Source organism: Brasilonema angustatum, from assembly GCF_059505445.1.
In genome coordinates this window covers 1-21,557 of sequence record NZ_JCACKO010000042.1, presented here as the reverse complement: position 1 = coordinate 21,557, position 21,557 = coordinate 1, and the positions used below count along the sequence as shown (strand labels likewise).

Sequence of the window (21,557 nt, the reverse complement as noted above, 5' to 3'; positions counted from 1 at the left end):
CATTCCCTCAAAGGCTCATAATGTCAAGGGTTTGTGAAGCGCGATCGCTGTATTTTTTTGGAGAAAAATTGAATTTTCTGGGTCAAAATATAGGTTTTCTATAACTTCTGTCCCAAAAATCATCGCGCTACATATTGACAAAACCTCCCTCCTTAACGAATGAAACAGCCCTGCCTTAAAAAGGGGGTAAAAGAGGGTTATAAGCCCCCCTTTTTAAGGGGAGCCAGTGCGTTGGGCGGGTTTCCCGACTTGAAGCACCTGGCGTGGGTTGGGGGGATCTGCTTTGAGATAACCGAACATTACCGAACCGTATTGAATGACTAATGACTAAATAAGTGATTTGACAAATTTTTCAAATCTATCCATTCCCTTTTCAATTGTTGCCATATCGGTGGCGTAGGAAAGGCGAATATTGTCATCACCAGCAAAGGCGATTCCAGGAATAACTGCTACTTGCTCTTTTTCTAGCAACTTGTTAGAAAAATCCAGAGATTTTAGTCCTGTTTTGCTAATGTCGGGAAATAGGTAGAAAGCGCCGTCTGGTTTTGGACAAGTCAGCCCAGGAATAGCGTTAAGTCTTTCATACATGACTTCTCGTCGTTTGGCGAAAGCTTGTAGCATTTCTTCGACACAATCTTGCGAACCTTCCAAAGCTGCGATCGCCCCATATTGAGCAAAGGTACAAACATTCGACACACTATGGCTTTGGATAGTAATTGTTGCTTTAATCAAATCAAGTGGTCCTGCCAAATATCCGATGCGCCATCCTGTCATGGAGTAAGCTTTGGCAAACCCATTGCTGATAATAGTTCGCTCAAAAATCTCTGGTCCTAGCGAACCAATGCTGACCTGTTTGGCACCATCGTAGAGAATCTTCTCATAAATTTCGTCGGAAACGACAAGAATGTCAGTCTCAACGATAATTTGGGCGATCGCCTGAATTTCCTCTGGTGTGTAAACCATACCAGTCGGGTTAGATGGCGAGTTGAGGATAAAAAGCTTTGTCTTGGGCGTAATCGACTTACGCAACTGTTCTGGTGTAATTTTGTAACCTGTCGAAACATCTGTGGGGACAATCACAGACACTCCACCAGCAAGCGTCACCATTTCCGGATAACTTAACCAGTAGGGCGCGGGGATGATGACTTCATCTCCTGGTTCAATCAGCGCCAGTATTAAGTTAAACAGAGAATGTTTCCCACCGTTGGTAACGATAACATTTTCTGCTTTGTAATCAAGACCATTGTCAGTTTTTAACTTGCGAGCAATGGCTTCTCTTAACTTTGGTTCCCCAGATGCAGGTCCATACTTGGTTTTACCTTCGTCCAAAGCTTTCTGTGCAGCAGCTTTGACGTGCGCTGGACTATCAAAGTCCGGTTCTCCAGCGCTAAAACTACAAACATCAATTCCTTCTGCCTTCATTGCCTTAGCCTTGGCTGCAATAGCTAAAGTTATAGAAGGTGCTACTTGACTTACTCGTTGCGCCAGCTTCATGTCACTCGTTTAGCAAACTTCTGACTTACTTTACAATATCTCAGAAAATAAGATTGATATTTGTCTCTTAACAATTCCTTTGTTGGAAGAATAAAATTGATGGGGCGATAGCAAGGCGCTGCTGCCTAAGCGCAAAGCGCTCAGCATGAGCGTTCGGCAGATCGGCTGTTTGTTATCTCTGGGATGAACTGTGGATAGTGGATACAGAGAGTAAATGTGTTTTTTTGTGATTTTTTATCTACGTAATTTTCTCCTCATTTAGTCCTCTTGAGAGGACTTTGGCTATTAGCCTGCGATTTGAATCGCAGGCGGTTGGACACGGTTCGTCTGTGCGATCGCGTTCGCGAACGCGTGTCCGGAGGACTCAGCGGGCGCTCTGCGCCATCGCCCGCGTGTGAAGCGTTATAAATCTAGTTTTGTGGGTGATATCACACCGAGGAAGCGCCCTCAGTTGAAAACAAGGCGGAGTCGTTTAGGCGTTAAGCGTAGATCTGCCCTAGGCGTTAAGCGTAACTCTGCCCTAGGCAATCGCCACCGCATCAGACAAATAAACATCCTGAATAGTGTGAAACAACTTCACTCCTTCCTCAAACGGACGTTGAAATGTTTTGCGCCCAGAAATTAATCCTGTTCCACCAGCGCGTTTGTTAATCACCGCAGTCCGAACAGCTTCTGCAAAGTCATTTTTTCCAGACGCGCCACCAGAGTTAATCAGTCCTGCACGTCCACAATAGCAGTTAAGTACCTGGTAACGAGTTAAATCGATTGGGTGGTCGGTTGTCAAATCTGTGTAAACCCGCTCATTGGTTTTACCGTAACTCTTACCAGTCGCCTTGGCTACTGCTCCGTAACCGTTGTTATTTTCTGGCAATTTTTGTTTAATAATGTCAGCTTCGATTGTCACACCCAGATGATTCGCTTGTCCTGTCAGATCAGCCGCGAGGTGATAATCTTTGTCTTCTTTGAAAGCGTTGTTCCGCAAATAGCACCAAAGAATCGTCACCATCCCCAAATCATGAGCGCGTTTGAAGGCTTGGCTGATTTCCTGAATTTGGCGGGTGGAGTTTTCCGAACCAAAATAAATAGTCGCACCCACAGCAACTGCACCCAAATTCCAAGCTTGTTCGACTGAAGCAAACAAAACTTGGTCAGACTGATTGGGGAAAGTTAGCAGTTCGTTGTGGTTGAGTTTGACTATAAAGGGAATTTTGTGAGCGTATTTGCGTGAAATTGAGCCTAAAACTCCCAAAGTTGTCGCGACAGCGTTGCAATCTGCTGCTATTGCCAGCTTAACAATATTTTCTGGATCAAAGTACATGGGATTGGGTGCAAATGACGCACCGGCTGAGTGTTCAATCCCCTGGTCTACTGGCAGAATAGAGAGGTAGCCAGTATTTGCCAGCCGTCCGGTAGAGTATAGTGTTTGAAGATTACGCAAAACTTGGGGGTTGCGATCGCTGTTCAACCAAACTCGATCCACAAAATCTGGTCCTGGCAAATGTAGTAAATCCTTAGAAACTTTTGCCTTATAGGTGAGCAAGTCTTCTGCTTCTTTGCCTAGCAAGGACTCAATAGAATGAGGCGCAGATAGTGTTGTCGTCATTGCCTTTTCCTCAAAACGTCAGCACATAGCTTTGCCTTTAATATAGCATTCGCACTATTTTTCACCCGCTTCTAAAAGCATGAAAGCTCTTTTCCCAAAATTTGGATATGGGGCTTCTAGAACAAATGTGTCATGCTGGTCGGGAACATTAATCATTTCTCCTGATGCGACCATAATTATAAATTTATTTGCTTTTTTAAGATTCGCTCAATATCATTTTATCAATCATGTCTAGTATATCCGGGTCTTTCGTCATATCAAACTTCCTGGCAAATAACTTTTCTGATTCCCTAATTTTCTCAAAATCATTTTTTGAGAAAATTTTGGGGTGCCAGGCGTTTATGGGCCACTCTAGATATGTCAAGCTAGCGTTAATAATTTTTCCCTGAAAAGGTGAATTTAAAAGGAGGGTTTGGTAAAACAATTCATCTGTACAATAAGTGTAATTAAACCGATTAACAAACTTAGGGTTTTGCTTGATAAAATCATTTATCCATTTTATGGATTCTCCTGTTAAGCACCAAAATTGCGAACCTCCATAAAGATCAAAGCCTTCAGGCAATTTAGGCCTTTTCGGTAAAAGCAAAATCAACAATGAATTTAATAAAGAGTTAATAGGAGATTCAAAGTCACGCTTTTTGGGAATCAAGAAATACTCCTCTTTCCACCAAGGAATGTACCAATTTTCAACTCTTGCTAAGCCGCCATCTTCGTCTTCCCATTTACTACAAGGTAGTGGAAAATACTCTATCCATTCTCTACCTTTATTTTCTTGGAAAAACTTCTTAATCTGTTCATTTGATTTTATCAAATAGTCTTGACCCGATAAGTGTATAACATAATCGAAGTAAGTACCTGTTTCAACTATTGACTTTATCCCTTCAAGACTAGCTCTGACAATATCAAAACTTCCCCATTCTGAATTGTATCTCTTTATGAAAGAGACATTTGGAAAATCCTTAAGCTGAGTCAGTACCTGATGATAAATTTTTTTATCTGTTTTTTTATCTATATGTATAAAAAATGAAACATCATCTGTGTTTAGTTTAGAAATCAGACGTACTAGTTGTTCCGGATATTTATGTGCCAAAATTATATATGCTATTCTCATCAAAACTGCCTGATTAGGTAAATCAACTTTTCATCCTCTACAACTGGCGTTGTACGGGTAAGCACGTCTCAAACGCTATTGCCAAGGGGGTTTAGAGGTTAGGGTAAGCATTAGTACCAGCCCTTTCAAGGTACTATGAAAGAAATAACGGTTCTAGAACCAAAATTCAAAATATATTTGCTTTTTAAGATTTGGTCAATATCATTTTATCAATCATATCTAATATATCCGCATCTATACTCATGTCAAACTTCCTAGCAAATAACTTCTCTGATTCCCTAATTTTATCAAAATCATTTTTTGATAAAATTTTGGGGTGAAGGGAATCATCCTTAGGCCACTCTAGATAGGTCAAGCGAGTGTTAATAATTTTTTCCTTAAAAGGGGAATTTGCAATTAAAATCTGGTAAAACAATTCATCTGGACAATAAGTGTAATTAAAACTATTAACAAACTTGGGGTTTTGCTTAACAAAATTATTTATCCATTTTGTAGATTCTCCTGTTAAGCACCAAAATGCTGAACCTCCATAAAGAGCAAATCCTTCAGGCAATTTAGGTCTTTTCGGTAAAAGCAAAATCAACAATGAATATAACAAAGAGTTAATAGGAGATTTAAACTCACGCTTTTGCGGAATAAAAAATTCCTTATCTTTCCAACGAATATACCAAGATTCTAATCTTGTTAAGCCTCCCTTGTACCATTTATTACAAGGTAATGGAAAATACTCTATAAATTCTTTACCATTATTCTCTTGCAAAAACTTCTTAATCTGTTCATTTGACTTGATCAAATAGTCTTGACCTGAGAAGTATATAACATAATCGAAGTACTTACCCGTTTCAACGATTGATTTTATTCCCTCAAGACTAGCTCTGACAATATCACAACTTCCCCATGCTAAATTGTATCTCTTTATAAAAGAGACATGTGGAAAATTCTTGAGTTGAGTCACTATCTGATGATAAATTTTCTGCTCTGTTTTTTTATCTATATGTATAAAAAATGAAACATCATCTGTGTTTAGTTTAGAAATAAGACGTACTAATTGTTCAGGATATTTATGCGCCAAAATTATATATGCTATTCTCATAAAAAACGGGAGTATCCCAAATGTGTAAATGTATTTTATTTTGTAGTGCAAATCGGACAGTCCGCTTCAGTAATAAAGTAGGGAGCAAGATGCTCTCACTACCATCTTTTGTGTAAACTTGGGATGCTTCCTAAAAAATTGCTTTACTAGGCAAATCAACTTTTCATCCTTTACAACTGGCGTTGTACTGCTAAATATATTTCAATACGGTTCAGTTAAGCCTTGAAGTCAAAAAAAATGCATTTTTAAGATTTGCTTAATATCATTTTATCAATCATATCTAATATATCCGAATCTCTCGTCATATCAAACTTCCTGGCAAATAATTTTTCGGATTCACTAATTTTATCAAAATCATTTTTTGATAAAATGTTGGGGTGAAAGGCGTTAACATTAGACCACTCTACATATGTCAAGCAAGCATTAATAATTTTTTCCTTAAAAGGTGAATTGACAATCAGGGTCTGGTAAAACAATTCATCTGTACAGTAAGTGTAATTAAACCGATTAATAAACTTCGGGTTTTGCTTGACAAAATCATTTATCCATTTTATGCATTCTCCTGTTAAGCACCAAAATTGCGAGCCTCCATAAAGAGCAAAGCCTTGCGGAAATTTACGTCTTTTCGGTAAAAGGAAAATAAATAATGAATATAATAAAGAGTTAATAGGAGATTTAAATTCCCGAAAAGCGGGAATACAGAAATACTCCCCTTTCCAAGTGATGTGCCAATCTTCTACTCTTGTTAAGCCGCCATTTTTCCATCCCCATTTACTACAAGGTAGTGGCAAATGCTCTAGAAATTCTCTACCTTTATTCTCTTGGAGAAAGTTCTTAATCTGTTCATTTGACTTGGTCAAATAGTCTTGACCCGATAAGTGTATAACATAATCGAAGTACTTACCCGTTTCAACTATTGATTTTATTCCTTCAAGACTGGCTCTGACAATATCAAAACTTCCCCATGCTAAATGGTATCTCTTGATGAAACAAACATTTGGAAAATCCTTGAGTTGAGTCACTATCTGATGATAAATTTTATCATCAGACTTTTTATCTATATGTAGAAAAAAGGAAACATCATCTGTGTTTAGTTTAGAAATCAGGCGTACTAATTGTTCCGGATATTTATGTGCCAAAATTATATATGCTATTCTCATCAAAACTGCCTGATTAGGTAAATCAACTTTTCATCCTCTACAACTGGCGTTGTACTGCTAACTATATCTCAATACGGTTCAGTTAAGCCCCTAAGTCAGGTAAAATAAGCGTTGTTCTCAAGAATGGAAATAGAGTGTGGTGCATCTGGCCGCATTTATCATTACTGTCTCCTATTTCTTTCTGTTGTGGCGCTGTCTTGGGCAAACCGTTCACAAGTTATCAACAATTTTTCTGATCGCGTCTCAAACGCTATTGACAAGCGGGTTTAGAGGTTAGGGTAAGCATTAGAACCAGCCCTTTTAAGGTACTATAGCAGTCCTATTTTAGTTGTAAATTGTCTAATGAGGGCTCTTAACAGGGAACAGGGAACGCTTAACAGGAATTGTTTATAAATGATTTAGGATTGCTATATAAAAGAAATAACGGTTCTACGACCAAAATTAAAAATTTATTTGCTTTTTTAAGATTGGCTCAATATGATTCGTTTTATCGAATTGTTTTTGGGAAATTATTTTTTTGGAAATCCCTAAAGTGACCTTCTGGCTAAAATTCCGCCAGAGATGATTTCAAGCGTTCTGCTAAGACTTGTAAATGAGGTTCCAAAATGCATGTGTAGTGATTACCAGAAACATCAATGATTTTTATATCTTCCGCATCCATGATAGAGAATAATTCCACCCACACAAGAGTTGGGTCGGAAGCCATGATATGCTTTTCTTTGGCTCTCAAGACAGTGACTTTTCCTGGATATGGCTGTGGCAGATAAGAATAAGTTGCTTTTAGCGTTCCAACTAACACATCAAGAATGCGTCGGTTTTGTTGGCTTTGATTTGATGGCGGTAATATCTTGACTTCTATTGCCTTGTCAAGGATGTAGTTAATTTGTTCGTTAATACTCAAGTGCTTAATTTCATCAGGTGTTACCAGATTATCTTGCCCTGCTATTCCGCCAAAATATCTGGAAAGAACACCAACCAAATAGGGGGCGTCAATTTTCTTGTTTTTATCCAAGAGAATTGGAACATAAGAATCAAGTATTACTAAAGAGACTTCCTGTCCCTGTTTGTGTAATTGTTGTGCCATTTCATACGCCACAACTCCCCCAAATGACCAACCACCAATAGAGTAAGGACCATTGGGCTGAAACTTCCTAATTGCTTGGATATACAAGCTTGCCATATCCTCGACTCGTGTGAGTGGTTCTTCTTCCCCATGAAACCCTTGCGCTTGCAAGCCATAAAACGGTTGATCGTCACTGAGAGAATGCGCCAATTTGAAGTAACACAAAACATGACCTCCTGCAGGATGTACGCAGAAAAATGGTGGCTTGTTACCTTTTGGCTGGATGGGAACTAGGAGGGAGTTTTCAAAAGTATTGGAACTGGTATTAAGAAGATTTGCAAACTTTTCAATGGTGGGATTGGTGAGGACTGCTGATAAGGGTAATTCCTTACCAAAGTGCTGCCCAATTGAAGCTATTAAGTAGATTGCTGAAAGAGAATTTCCGCCAATTTCAAAGAAGTTATCTTTAACACCTATTGGCTGAATGTTTAATATTTCTGACCAGATTTTTGCCAGTTTCCCTTCGGTATCATTGCGCGGTGCGACAAATTCATTGTGTTGGCTGAAGCTAGAAAGTGTTGGCTTTGGCAAAGCGCGACGGTTGACTTTTCCACTAGGAGTTAAGGGTAATGCTTCTAAGATTACAAAAGCTATTGGCACCATGTAATCTGGTAGCTTCTGTTTGAGGAAATCGCGCAGGGTGTCAGGAGTTGGTTCTTCCTGTTTAGTAGTGATATAAGCTACTATTTGTTTTTCTCCTGGTTGATCACTACGGGTAATGACAACCGCTTCTCGTACTTGTGGATGAGCAGATAAAGCGTTTTCTATATCCCCAAGTTCGATCCTAAAACCTCGAATTTTTACTTGATTATCTATTCGACTAACGTATTCAATATTGCCATTATCCAGGTAACGAGCTAAATCTCCTGTTCTGTAAAAACAGGAACCTTGCGAGAAAGGATTAGCAATAAACCGTTCAGCAGTGAGTTCAGGACGATTGAAATAACCGCGTGCAACCCCAGCACCACCTATATACAATTCGCCCAAAACTCCGATAGGAACTGGTTGGAGATTGGAATCCAATATGTAAGTTTGTGTGTTAGCGATAGGACAACCGATGGGGACTAAAGCATGAGATAGTTTCGCAGCTTCTACTTGACAAACAGTTGACCAAATAGTCGTTTCAGTCGGTCCATACAAATTCCATACAGTATCACCTTTTTCTAATAAATGCTTTGCCAAGTCACTATTTAAGCCTTCGCCACCGCAGAGAATTTTCAATTGAGGAGAACTAGTCCATCCAGCCGCAAGCAACATCCGCCAACTAGCTGGGGTGGCTTGCATAATCGTAGCACCAGAAGAATGAATTAGTTCTCTGAGTTGCCTGCCATCGCTAGCGACTTCTCGACTTGCTAATATTAACCTAGCACCCGTAATTAAAGGCAGATACAGCTCTAGGGCAGCAATATCAAATGATATTGTAGTAACTGCCAAAAGGACATCTGACTCTGCAATTCCGGGTTCATGCTGCATAGATTTTAAGAAATTGACCACAGCAGCGTGAGGAATTTCTACTCCCTTAGGCTTACCAGTTGAACCGGAGGTATAGATAACATAAGCCAGATTTTTAGCAGTTGCACATGGTGCAGGATTATCTTTACTATGACTGGCAATCTTTTCCTTATCTGTACGTAAACAGATGACTTTCCTATGTTCATCATCAGCAAATAATTTTTGATTATCAGTTAATAACACTGGCACCTGAGAATCAGATAAGATTAATTCCAAGCGTTCTTGTGGAAAACCTGGATCTAAAGGTAAGTAAGCTGCGCCAGCTTTCAAGATACCCAAAAGTCCCACCAGCATATCTAAAGAACGCTCAACGCAGATACCTACTAAAACCTCTGGTTTAACTCCCAGTGTTTGTAAGTAGTGCGCGAGTTGATTTGCACGCTGATTGAGTTCACCATAGGTAAGCTGTTCTTCTAGAAAAGAGACTGCAATAGTATTACTGTTTCGCTTTACCTGTGCTTCTATTAATTGGTGGAGACATACACTCAAATCATAATCAGTCCCAGTCGCATTCCACTCAACCAGTATTTTCTCTTGTTCCTTCTGACTCAGCAATGGTAACTGAGCTACTGGCTGTTCTGGATTTGATACAATACTTTCTAATAAATTCTGGAAATGTTCGCTTAGATGAGCGATCGCCGCTTCATCTAACAGATTGCTGTTGTACTTAAAGTAACCTAAGCTAGATTCCGAAAGCTGGATCACTTCCAAGCTTAAATCAAATTCTACTTTTTGCTGGGGTAGTTCCCAGTATTCTAGTTCTAGATCGCCACAATTTGTCGGCTGTTTCTTAGCTGTAGCCTCGAATAACTTTGATATATTTTCCAGTTGATTGACATTCTGGTAACTAAAGGAAGCTTGACAAATAGGTGAATGACTTGAATTAGACTTTGACTGTAATTGTCTTACCAATAAAGCAAACGGATAATCTTGATACTCCCTTATTTCTAAACAATTATTACTAACTTGATGGATAAACTTTTTAAATGAAATACTTTCCCAAATCAAATCCCGTGAAATAACTACGTTAGCAAAGTTGCCAACAACTCTTTCAAATTCTGGTCTATCTTGCTGATTTACTACCAAACCAACAAGAATATCTTTTTCACTTGTATAACGGTAAAGCAGAATTTTAAATGCTGCTAAAAGAAGGTTAGCTAGGCTGACATTTTCATCATTTGCCAGTTTTTTTAGTAATCCAGTTAGTCTATTGTTGATGACAAAAGCATAAGATAAGCCATTGTCAGTTTTGAGAGGAGATTGAGGTAATCTAGTCGGTAACTCTAGTAAAGGTAATTCTCCCGACAACTGTTTTTCCCAATAATCTTTAAGTCTTTCCCCTTCAGAACTTTCTAGTAGATTAACTTCTTTTTTTACATATTCTTTATATAAATATTGTGAAAACTCTAAAGTCTTAATATTCTTGTTTGAATCTAAAAAATTATTTTTTGATAAATAGAGTTGCAAAAACTCATCCACCAGTAGTAATAAAGAACCCCAATCACTTACCAAACTATGAACGGTTAGCAAAAGAATATGCTCCGTAGCAGAACGACTAAACAAGCTTAGCCGAATCATCGGAGCTTTTTCTAAATTGAATGGATGTTTAGCGGACTGTAGTAAATACTTAGTTAACTCATTAAAATCCCAACTTGAAGCGTTTATCTCTTCTAAATTAGCTTCAACGTTATCATGTATTTCTTGAAAATTTTTCTTTTCCGACTCATGATAAGTCGTGCGCAAGATATCGTGACGATCAATTATTGCTTGAAATGTTTTTTTTAGAGCAGAAATACTGACAGGTGAATTAATTTTGAAAGCAAAACAAACTTTATCGTTTAGCCCTTCTGGCATGAAATGATGGCTCAACCAAATTTTATGCTGAACTTCCGAGAGAGGAAATGACGCTTTCATATTCAATGATTGATTCATGGCTAGCTGCAAATCAAACGATTCTTTATTATGTTTATATATTTCAAAAAGTTGTTAATAAAGCTGGTTTCATATCGCGAATGTTGCACATATTCCCAAAAGCAGTCAGTATTTTTCGCTTCAGTTTAGTATTGAGTCTACTATGAGCAACTTGTAGGTTATCGATTACGAGAATATCGCCTTGCTTCCACTGAAATATGACTGCATTTTTCCATTCAGCTTGCCCCAACTCTTTCGCTTCTGCTTCCGTCATATTGGTGCTTTGACCATCTTTGTTCAAAAAATATGCGTTCAAAGTACTAGTTCGTTTTTGCGAACCATCAACAACAGTTGCTGCTGTTGTTGCTCTTTGTTGAATATTTTTGTACAATTTGGCTGGCAGCAAGTTGTAATAGAGCCTTTGTTTAAATGAATACCGTTGCCCAATATTTCGATACCATTCTCTACTAACTAAACAATCAACAATACTAAGGCAAAAGCAGAGTTTACTCGTTCTTGGGTGACTGAATAAGGGAATATAAGAACATTCAAAAGAAATAGAGCCATCCTCTTCCCAGTTAAAATCAAATCCTTGTTCCTGGAGAAGTTTGGTAATCTCGTCTGGCGAGAGATCCTCGAAGACCATTTCTAATAGATGGTTGGGAACATATCGCACAAACTGCTGAGGATAGTTTACAATTTTGTGCTGTAAGCTGGGAGATAAGTCATAAAATAGCTTTTCTGTATTGATGATGGGAGTCTCCCCATACAACTCGGGCTGAACTTGACAAAAGAAAGCAAGTACACTCGGTCGCACCGGCACCATATTGAGTTCATTGTGAGGAGCTATAATCACATCTGGTGGAGCTTCAGAAGAGGTGAAGACTTTCTCAGTTATTTGTACACGATGAGCGCTGCCAAAATGATAAACTGACTCCAGTTGGATATTCAATAGCTCTAGGGCTTTTTGAAATTGCTCTGCACCCTCAACCTCAAATCCCCGAAACAAAATCGCTCCGTATGTATCTAGTTGTTTATTGAACCAGTCGCCACTTTCCTTCAGCAATGCTTTGAGAACTGCAAAAGATTTTTCTTTGACTGGCTCAATAACTAGAGGTAGTTCTTTTTCAGTACTGGCAACAGTTTTCTCATCATCCTGCAAAAACCGTAATCTCATATCTGAAGAAATTGAAATTGGGAGATTATGGATAGTATTCATAGAGTGAAAAAATGATATACTTAACAATCGACCAATAACCTTCTTCTTCCCCCAGTCTCCAATCTCTCTACATAGCTGATTCTACCTCTTCCTTGATAGCAAATTCACTAGATGAAGTTAGATATACCCCTAAAATAATCACAACAAAACTTATCAATGTAGACCAGTTGAGGCTTTCCGAAAAGATAACCCAAGCTTCCAGGGAGCTAAAGACAGGAACAAACAGATCGCATAAGGAGACAAATCCTGAAGATAACTTGTTGAGGCTATAGGCATAAAGTCCCAAGCCTAGTATTTGGCATATCAGGGCTAGCAAAATCGCGTAAAGCCACCCACCCAACGAATAGGGGAAAAGCCTATCTTCAGTGAGTAGAGCAATAGGCAAAAGTAACACCGAGCCGATCGCAGAACACCACGTCATGATTATTGTCGGACTCAATTTACTTCGTAGTTGTTCGACGATGAGTGGATAGAAACCAAGAAACACAGCTGATAGTAATGCCATGAGATCTCCTTGGAGTTTGTCACTTGTCAAGGAAATGTCATCATATACTATAATACCAGCACCAACAATAGCTACAAACATACCGATAAGGAATTTACCATCAAAGCGCTTCCCAAAAATCAGCCATCCTCCTAAGACGGTGAACAGTGGAGCCAAATAGTGCATGAGCGTAGCGTTAGCGACGTTGGTCTGAGTTAGTGACAAAGCCCACAAACCAAGAGTAGCAAATATTACAAAACCTCCTGCGAGTAAGAGCAAAAATATCCGGATTTGGTAAAGCTGTAGTTTTTCAGGTTGGCTATCAGATAGTCGCCGCCGCGCTGCTGCGAATCCATTCCACAGCACAAAGGCGACAGTAGAGATCCAAAAGCGATTAAAGATTGTAGCATTTGGACCGAGTTCGCCTTCACTCAAGCGGATCAGAATTGGTGAGAAAGATAAGGCTACTAAGCTGACTACCAATGAAGCAACTGCTGTAGTAGTTGGTGTTGCGAATAAGTGCTCGTGTGGGAGTTTCAGTTTAGCTTTAAGCATCAATGTTTTCCAGTAATGTTAATAAGTGTACTTATCTTTCTGGCTACTTTGTTGCCTTTTTTGTTCAAGCCAAATAATACATATATACTAAGTATGAGCACATCTAGCTGTTATGTCAAAATACTAAACTGAAAAAACATCAATATAAATACTTAATTGGGTATACAATTATTTGGATAAAATTGCTACTATAAAAGATGCGCAAATCCAAATTATGCTGGGATATGTCTTGTAACAAGCCGAAAGACATATCCATAATTTAGGCGGTGGATGTAAAACTTTGTTCGTATTTGTGCGAGGCTCAAAACACTGTGCTAAATTCCATCACCGTCAGGCTAGTTCCAGTGTAAATGACTTTTTCCAGTTCAAAGCCACTCTTTTCAAACAACTCTTTATACTCTTGTTCCGTGCGCCAGTAACCCCCAGGATTTGTCACCATCATCTGAACTGCGGCAAGAGCTGGGATTGTGCCATCTGGATATTCTACTGGTGCACCACGAGGTGGAACTAGTGTCTGTAGAAGTACAACCTTACCTTGTTTTGGGAGAGCTTTTTTACACCCACTTAGTACCTTGATCGTGTCTTGCGAACTGAATACGGAAAGGAAATACTTCATCACGATCGCATCTGCACCCTTTGGTATCTCCTCCAAGGCATTACCACCAATGACTTGCACTGCATTTTCATCAAGTCCTTGCTTTGCTAGGAAAGCAGGAGCTGTTTCCACCTCATGCGGTAAGTCAAACAATACACCTTTACAGCCGAATTTTTTGACAATATAGGCAATCAGTGCCCCTTGATTGCCTCCAACGTCCATAACTGTATCAAATTGACCGAAATCATACACTTCAAACAACGAATCAATTGCTTGATTCGTTAAAAAGCTCATGGCATTGTTGAACAGATTTCTACTATCGGCGTTTTCCGTCATGAAAAATTCGTAGAATTTCTTGCCATGTGCCCTCTCAAAAGCTACTTCCCCTGTTTTCAAGGAATCCCCTAGTTCCCTCCAAGCATCCCACATACAGGGTTCTGTAATGTGCATCAGGAAATGTCCAACAGAAGGCCCCGCATTTGTAATCAGCAGTTGGGAGAGTTCTGTTGCTGCAAATACACGTCCGGGCTTTTCTACGAACACACCTAAATGAGCTAAAGCACGCAGAAGAACATAGAGAGTTTCTACTTTCGTAGAAGTTGCTTTTGCTATTGCTTCTACAGTCATTGGTTCCGACTGTAAAAGGTTAGGTATACCTAAGTTTGTTGCTATATAAAGGCATTGGCTTTGCCAGTAGCCATAGATCATCTGAGCAAGCTTTTTGGATGCCGAAGTCGTTCCCAACATATTCTATTTCTCGAAATAGTAGACGCTAATTACTTTTTATCTAGTCCAGTCCAAAATTACCAAGCTAAAATTATGTCACTCACCTGCTTTTCTAAACGTGTATAAACGTGTCGATTTCTTGGACAACTCCAAGCACACTGCAAACTGAAACTAGTTTGTGTGGCACGAGCTGCGCAAGGAACTACAGTAATATATTATACCATTCACAAAATCCCTGATACAAATGATTGGTTTCTAGTTCTTTCCCCCTGGTAAGAGCCCCCCCATTTGTATCAACCTTAAAGTGAAACGGTATTACGACTAGATATTATTAGCATCTCGGTCGATAACAGTGCACACACTACAGAAACAAGCATATTTTTCAAGTAACATATCTTGCCTCTGACGACAATAGTGACAAGTTTTTGATGTGTTGCGTTGGTCAATTATATGAACTATATGAACAAAGTTTTTGTTAAAACACCCTTGTATTTAAGTTACCTTCGCTTACATTAACTTTCTCCCCTTCATTCAATCGCCACCTGATTCCACAAGTTTACCAATATTAAAATCAATCTTTGTCCAACCTTTGAATTGCCGTAGATTGTTGAGCAAAAGCAAGGGAATTTGCCAGTGGTGTAGCATCAGAAACGGCAGTGGATCATCCAGTTTGTAAACGGCATCAGTACCTCGGAAAAAATTGCGTATCCAAGTTTGCAGTTGAGGAAAGGAACGAATACCAGTTAACCGCCAGACTTCGTGATATGTCCAGTATGTCGGCTTGCTGTTTGGCAGTGGTTTGAGAGGTTTTGTAAAAGATTCTTCGCTCAAATAAGCATCTGCCACTTGTGGATGGTTGTAAAACATTGTAATTGCCGAATGCGCTCGGGGATTACATTCAATGGCGTAAACTGTCCCATCTTCAGCTTGAATGAAATCAAAAGAAACTTGTCCAGTAATTCCCAGTTTTCCAACAAAATCCCTTACCCATTCTAGAATTTTGGGGTTTTCTACATTTTCGTAATTGACTTGAAAAGCTGAAGATTCTGCACAGCAGTGCAGCCGTAACTCTCCATTTTTGACTGTGCTATGAGTGCAAAATTCCTTGCCAGGAATAAACTCTTGCATAATCCAGGGTTTTTCTGGACTGATTGGCAAACTCCTGACAAATGCTGCTGTTTCCTCAGGGGTATCGCAAGGTAGCTTAGTTAAATCTAAGCGCCATACTGAGTCGTAAGGAATGCTTTTGAGAATATATTTGCGAGTTTCCCCAGAAAAATCAAAATTCAGAACTTGTTCAGGGTTGGTGATTTTGAAGGACTTGGGAACCGATAAGCCAAACGCTCTTGCTTTTTCACTGAAAGCAAACTTATCATCCTGCATTTGGGTGATATCAGCGTCGAAATGGAAAACTTCGCAGTAGGGTGAGAGCGCAGGCTTTGCTAAAGACTCATAGTAACTCGCAACTGGACTCGTGACAGGAACATAGACATCAATGTTTTCTTTCTTAACAATGTCTAGTAAAGCTTGGATATAAGCTTCTGGGTCATACTGTGGGATAGGAGTTGTATAAAAGCGAGAAACCGCACCAGAAAACCGATGTCCCGATAACCAGTATTTGTGGGTTTCTATTAAAACAACTCTATGTCCCGCAGCGTGAAAAGAACGGGCAAGCTGTAGCGCCTTCGTCATTTTGGCACCGCTAATCAAGATATTTTTGCGGTTTGCAGCGACAACTGTCTGAGGACGAACAAGACGGCTTAAGCGATTCCAAAATAGAGATCCCAGAACTATAGCAGCATTAATAGGCAACACTAAAAAAAGTATTGTCAAGGTCGCAAGGTTCTGGAATAAAGCTTTTACTTGTGGCACAAAAGAACTTGGTGATGTTGCTTCTGTATTAGATTATAGGGGAAGAGATCGTGCCATAATAACTCGTGATTTGTGATTCGTAGTTTCGCAATTGAGAAAAACTGTGAAACTACGAATTCAACTATCTGGAATTGTCTAGTAAGTAGCTCAACCTAATTAAACGTAAAATGTCCGCAGCGAATGAAACGCAGTGAGACCAGCACGGCGCAGTCCTTGTTTCGGTGCGATCAGGCGCGACGGGCGTTCCCACTAGGGTGAACCGTAGACCCCCAAGGAGGCTTCCCGCAATCTGCCGCAATCGCAAAGACTCTATTTTATGTTTTTCAATGTTGACCTACTTAGTGCCATGATAGACAACAGTCATTGAGGAACTCAGAACTCACAACAGCTAAGAACTAAGAAAAAGGGAACAGGATAAGTGCGGTTTTCGTGATTTGTGAATTCTGAGTTCTGTATGCACAACAAGAGTGCAGGCTCAATGGATGACAACTACGGTAACCGTCGGATAATGGTCAAGCCATCTCGCAGTGGCAACAATACCTGTTCCACACGCGAATCGGCGGCGACAACGTGGTTAAACTGAGCAATAGCCTCACCGTTGGGAGTGCGATTTTTTTCTGGAAGATAGACTTGTCCTTGAAGTAGAGTGTTGTCTACACAGATAAACCCTCCAGGAACGAGCAAATCTCTCTCCAACAAGGTTTGAAAGTACTTGACATACTCCCGTTTATCTGCGTCAATAAACACAAAATCAAATGACTGCCTTGCATCTGCCAGTTTCTGCAAAGTTGAGAGTGCTGGACCCACTTCCACACGAATTTTTGCACCGTGGGGAGACTCCCGGAAAGCAGCTTGCGCGAACTCTGCGGTGTAAGGGTCAACTTCACAAGCGACCAGCTCTCCATCAGGCGGTAAAGCTTCTGCGATCGCGAGTGCAGAATAGCCAGTGAACATACCAACTTCCAACACTTTCTTAGCTTTCATCATGTGGGTAAACATCTTGAGCGTTTGCCCTTCCACATGTCCAGAAAGCATTTCCTGTTCTAGTTCTCGTACTGTCGCTCCCTCGTGGAACCTTTGATTCCAAGCTTCTTGAGCCGTTTTTTGAGCTAGCGCTGCTAAGGCTGGTGATTCACGGGTGGTACATTCTTCTAGATAGGGGTCTAAACCTGCTGCCAAAAGCCATGCTTGATTGAGGTTAGCTTGTAGCTCATCAGCAGACATCTTATCAAGTGTCTGCAAAATGGTTTCTAGCTGCTTAGCTAAAATCCCCAATGGTGTAACAGGTCTAGCTGTTGGCTTTTCGACAACTTGCGACATTAGGCTTCACTCCCAACAAGTTCTGGGTTGTAAGCATCTGGGTAGAGTTCTACGCCATCGCCACCACGAGGGTAGCTTTCGCACAGATGCTTATGTTCTGATAATGCTGCAGCCAGTTCCTCGCGAGTTAAATCATTGACAAAGAAGCAATCGCCAATTGGTCTGGGCATAGCGGCTCGTAGCAGACCGCCTCGTGTGCAGGTGATGGATTCGCTTCCACGCCATGCAAGTTCTTCGTCTAAGAGGGGATGGTCGAGAGCAAGACCGAGACGGCTCATCAGACTGAGAATGCGATCGCGTTCTTCTTTGGTAATATAGCCTCGTCGTGCTGCAAGGGTGACAGAAAAAGCCATGTCGATGTTGACTGCATGACCGTGGAAAATAGGCACACGAGGTGCAAGTTCTAGAGTCGGACTCCAAGTATGACCAAAAGCAATAACACGGTCTAGGTCTAACTCGTGTAAGTTGGGAACTTCCAACTCCAGCATACTTTTAATAGACTCGTAAGTGACCCGATGCGCCACTTCTTTGATTTCTGGTGTTGCGTTAATGTTGCCAAAGTGTGTGGAAAGCAGTTCTTCCCCATACTTATCCAACAAATCAAAAACCTCTTTGTTGTTAACCACTGCAATTTTCACAAGTTCTGACATCCCATTGCGGACTTGCGCTGTTGGCAAAGTACCCAGGAACGAGAAATCCAGGAAAACCTTTTGCGAAGCGTGATAAGCACCAAGGCGATTTTTCAGCTTCTTGTGGTTCACTGCTACTTTGATAGCAACACTCGCATCAATCAAACCAATGAGACTGGTAGGAATGCGAATGTAGTTGCTGCTGCGCTGGTAAGCAGAACAGGCAAAACCTGCAACATCTGTAATCAGTCCACCACCAACCACTAACACAGGTTCCTTGCGAACCAGCTTGAATTGGGCCAAAGCATCGATGATCTTCTCAAAAGACTCAATAGTCTTGTTTGGCTCAGTAATCGTGATCGGAAAAACCGTCAGGTCAATGTCGTAATATTTGAAGTACTGCTCGATTTGACTGCCGTAATGCTTATTGAGATTAGCATCTACAACAACCAAGCAGCGTCCAAATTTTTTATAGGCTTCTGCCAGTTGTGGATTTTCGATTGCAAAAACCCCATCAACATAAATGAGGCTGTACTCAATTTTTTCGTAAGCTTCTACATGAAAAGCATCTTCAGTCGCTGAAAACTTTGCTTGGATTGTACTCATTATTTTTGGCCTACAAGTTGACAATATCCCCCAAAAAAAATGGGGGACTATTCGCTAGACAGTATTTACTTCAGTACACCCAAGAACTACACCACTATCCATAAGCAAAATGCCCAATGGACAAGAAGACTGGAGGCAAACAAACTAAAAAAAACAAATAATCCCCCCGTCTATAAAGGTTTTGAGCATACTTTAGTAAGGAATTTGAATTTGATTAGCTCACTGTTGAGCCAAGGTTACTGACATCAGGTTAAAGTTCCACTTGTTGCAGAAAAATCCTAACGTCTGGCGGTGTTGATAGCTATCGAATGGTCACCGTATTTTGACCTATATTCTCAAATTATCACATTTTGTAAAAAAAATTGAAATTTTATTATTTTATTATATTTTCTTCTTCCTTTTAGAATTTGAGTCTGGAACACCGACAACACATTGCCTAAATCAAATCGAAGTCTTTGATAAAAGAATACAAGCTGTGATTACTAGCAACTGATTTACGCTTTTAAGTTCGGTAGTTTTTCCTTGCCACTACAGAGCAATAAGCTTTTCACTGGACTAAGTACAATAACTTTTTATAATGCCTCAGTTTAGTAAAGCTTCTATCTAAAGAATGAAATAAAATAGCTGACCTTAGTAAAGCAAGAAAAATAAGTGCTATAAGAGCTTTATATGGTATTTAGATTAACAAAAATTGCATATAATTAACAGTAGACAAACTGTTAATTATATGCGGTCACATGACTAACCCAACTCTACCGGAAGCCCAACCCGCACTCACGATAGTCGGTTATCCCCCACTCTCTTATCCGTTATCTCGCCTAGGATTTAGCCACAATTTAAGAAAGGTCGTTTCTATAAAAGCAAACTATGTTTCCGTTTCCTTTTCCTTTTTGGGACAACAACTGCTACGGTAGCGAACCCGTGTCTCGCAAAACTCGCTTAGAGCGTAAGCTGAAATTCCTCAAAACTATGCGAGATGATTTAGACACTAGACTTGCTGGTCTAAACGCTGCTATCAGTAGTGTTGAGCAGCAATTAAATCAGGAAAATGTCACTCAAGTCTAATAGAGTTGTGGTGCTCAAGCTAGATATCGTTGCTCACACATAAGCTAGTTGTCTCGTTCCCTAGCTTTGCTAGGGAACATCTACTTAAAAGGGTAGATAGGTACTGTGCTACAGATGAAAATTCTTTCACAAGTCAGAACTTATTTGTAGCCTAGAATTTGTATCCTAGAAATAGAGGCTTGATACTTTCTAGGTGGATTTATGACGACAGCGGTAACATTCAAGCAATTAATAGAAAAAAATCCAAAATGTCTTGAGTCACTGCCAAAAGCGTTGCAGGGTCTTTGGTATGATAAAAAAGGTGAGTGGGATACTGCACACGAAATAGTACAAGAAGACGCTAACGATGCTGATAGTGCTTGGGTTCACGCCTACCTGCACCGCAAAGAGGGTGATTTGATCAATGCTCGTTATTGGTATAGACGTAGCGGTCAGTCAGAGTCAAAAGTAGAATTAGACCAGGAATGGGAGCAGATAGCTTCCAGTTTGCTGAGCAAGGTGAACCAAGCATGGATGCAAATGAACTGAAGCAGCGTTATGTAGCAGGAGAGAGAAATTTTCCAGCACTGAAGCTTGTTAAAGCCAAGTTAATTCGAGCAATGCTCGCTGGAGTCAACTTATTTGCAGCGGATTTAAGCGGAGCAAACCTAGCTAAAGCTAAACTGTGGGGAGCAAACCTTGGAGCTGCTAACTTAGCCCAAGCTAATTTGACACGAGCTAACCTAAGCGGTGCCAACTTGCATGAAGCTAATCTCAGGGGAGCGAAGCTAAACTTTGCCAAGCTCTATGGAGCAAATTTGAGTGGGGCTTGGTATGACGATAGTACCCGTTTTTCTAGAGGTTTTGACCCTGTCAGTAGAAATATGCGAAAACTTTGACCAACATATATTCATTGCCTGTAGTTTTAGCATAAATCAAGATTTAAGTTGCGAAATACCCGCTATGGCTGATGTAAATGGCACTTGGCTTGGAACTTACTGGCAACAAGGAATTCCTACCCGTTTTGAAGTGACATTGATTCAAAGTGGTAACACATTGACTGGTAGGATTTTGGATGACAGCAATTTGGGAGAAGCCCAGCTTGCCGGTGAGGTAGTTGGGCGTCGTATCAGCTTTATCAAGCGCTACTTCACAACTGCACCTGATCCAATTACCTACGTTGGCACAATCTCAGAAAATGAAGATTATATGCAAGGACAGTGGAGTTTTAAACTTTGGGACTCTGGTCCTTGGGAAGCCCGACGCAGTGGAGAAACACTTTTGGCAGATTTACAAACTCGTATACAAAAAAAGGTTTCCTTAACGGGTGTATAACCTGACCGAAACTATTTTATAGCAGTAGCCAAGTTGATTAGGACGAAGGTTGTTGGCTTATCCTTTGCGATAGCTTTTCCCATATGTCCTAAGATTTCTGTCCACTGCTATAGATTTGAAATTTTAGATTTGAAATTGGGGAGCCAATACAGCAAGCGCGTAGCG

Annotated in this window: 16 protein-coding genes; 4 read left to right on the top strand and 12 right to left on the bottom strand. The window is 40.2% G+C overall.

The window, feature by feature from the left end; all coding sequences use genetic code 11:
- Positions 1–327: 327 nt before the first annotated feature.
- The 12 genes from AC5JM2_RS10125 to AC5JM2_RS10070 form a co-directional block, all read right to left on the bottom strand.
- Positions 328–1,494: a pyridoxal phosphate-dependent aminotransferase gene (locus AC5JM2_RS10125; RefSeq protein ID WP_495834762.1), complete on the bottom strand. Its 1,167-nt coding sequence runs from the start codon at positions 1,492–1,494 to the stop codon at positions 328–330.
- Between the two features lie 520 nt (positions 1,495–2,014).
- Positions 2,015–3,097, bottom strand: coding sequence for a class I fructose-bisphosphate aldolase (locus AC5JM2_RS10120; RefSeq protein ID WP_495834761.1), 1,083 nt, complete (start codon positions 3,095–3,097; stop codon positions 2,015–2,017).
- A gap of 196 nt (positions 3,098–3,293) precedes the next feature.
- Complete coding sequence (locus AC5JM2_RS10115) at positions 3,294–4,208, bottom strand: beta-1,6-N-acetylglucosaminyltransferase (protein WP_495834760.1); 915 nt, start codon at positions 4,206–4,208, stop codon at positions 3,294–3,296.
- A gap of 184 nt (positions 4,209–4,392) precedes the next feature.
- Positions 4,393–5,301 (bottom strand): beta-1,6-N-acetylglucosaminyltransferase, encoded by a 909-nt coding sequence (locus AC5JM2_RS10110; RefSeq protein ID WP_495834759.1) that lies wholly within the window; start codon positions 5,299–5,301, stop codon positions 4,393–4,395.
- A 245-nt stretch (positions 5,302–5,546) separates the two neighbouring features.
- Entirely contained in the window at positions 5,547–6,461 is a 915-nt protein-coding gene (locus tag AC5JM2_RS10105; protein ID WP_495834758.1) for a beta-1,6-N-acetylglucosaminyltransferase, read from the bottom strand.
- 544 nt (positions 6,462–7,005) lie between these two features.
- On the bottom strand, positions 7,006–11,010 hold the full coding sequence (locus AC5JM2_RS10100; RefSeq protein WP_495834757.1) for an amino acid adenylation domain-containing protein: 4,005 nt from the start codon (positions 11,008–11,010) through the stop codon (positions 7,006–7,008).
- A gap of 61 nt (positions 11,011–11,071) precedes the next feature.
- Entirely contained in the window at positions 11,072–12,184 is a 1,113-nt protein-coding gene (locus AC5JM2_RS10095) for a TauD/TfdA family dioxygenase (RefSeq protein ID WP_495834756.1), read from the bottom strand.
- A 109-nt stretch (positions 12,185–12,293) separates the two neighbouring features.
- Positions 12,294–13,265, bottom strand: a complete 972-nt coding sequence (locus tag AC5JM2_RS10090) for a DMT family transporter (protein ID WP_495834755.1) — start codon at positions 13,263–13,265, stop codon at positions 12,294–12,296.
- A 301-nt stretch (positions 13,266–13,566) separates the two neighbouring features.
- Positions 13,567–14,607, bottom strand: a complete 1,041-nt coding sequence (locus AC5JM2_RS10085; protein WP_495834754.1) for a methyltransferase — start codon at positions 14,605–14,607, stop codon at positions 13,567–13,569.
- 510 nt (positions 14,608–15,117) lie between these two features.
- Positions 15,118–16,458, bottom strand: coding sequence for an ATP-grasp domain-containing protein (locus AC5JM2_RS10080; protein WP_495834753.1), 1,341 nt, complete (start codon positions 16,456–16,458; stop codon positions 15,118–15,120).
- A gap of 489 nt (positions 16,459–16,947) precedes the next feature.
- Entirely contained in the window at positions 16,948–17,778 is an 831-nt protein-coding gene (locus AC5JM2_RS10075) for an O-methyltransferase (RefSeq protein WP_495834752.1), read from the bottom strand.
- A complete protein-coding gene (locus AC5JM2_RS10070; protein ID WP_495834751.1) occupies positions 17,778–19,013 on the bottom strand; it encodes a sedoheptulose 7-phosphate cyclase in 1,236 nt (411 codons plus the stop codon). Before AC5JM2_RS10070 ends, AC5JM2_RS10075 begins: the two co-directional genes overlap by 1 nt.
- An 867-nt stretch (positions 19,014–19,880) precedes the next feature.
- Here AC5JM2_RS10070 and AC5JM2_RS10065 point away from each other — a divergent pair.
- The 4 genes from AC5JM2_RS10065 (at position 19,881) to AC5JM2_RS10050 (ending at position 21,392) form a co-directional block, all read left to right on the top strand.
- Positions 19,881–20,078 (top strand): hypothetical protein, encoded by a 198-nt coding sequence (locus tag AC5JM2_RS10065; protein ID WP_169263872.1) that lies wholly within the window; start codon positions 19,881–19,883, stop codon positions 20,076–20,078.
- Positions 20,079–20,279: 201 nt separating this feature from the next.
- Entirely contained in the window at positions 20,280–20,606 is a 327-nt protein-coding gene (locus AC5JM2_RS10060) for a hypothetical protein (protein ID WP_495834750.1), read from the top strand.
- Positions 20,588–20,956, top strand: coding sequence for a pentapeptide repeat-containing protein (locus AC5JM2_RS10055; protein ID WP_495834749.1), 369 nt, complete (start codon positions 20,588–20,590; stop codon positions 20,954–20,956). Before AC5JM2_RS10060 ends, AC5JM2_RS10055 begins: the two co-directional genes overlap by 19 nt.
- A gap of 64 nt (positions 20,957–21,020) precedes the next feature.
- The gene (locus AC5JM2_RS10050; RefSeq protein WP_495834748.1) at positions 21,021–21,392 is read left to right on the top strand and encodes a hypothetical protein; all 372 of its coding nucleotides are present in this window, start codon (positions 21,021–21,023) and stop codon (positions 21,390–21,392) included.
- The last annotated feature ends 165 nt before the right edge of the window (positions 21,393–21,557 follow it).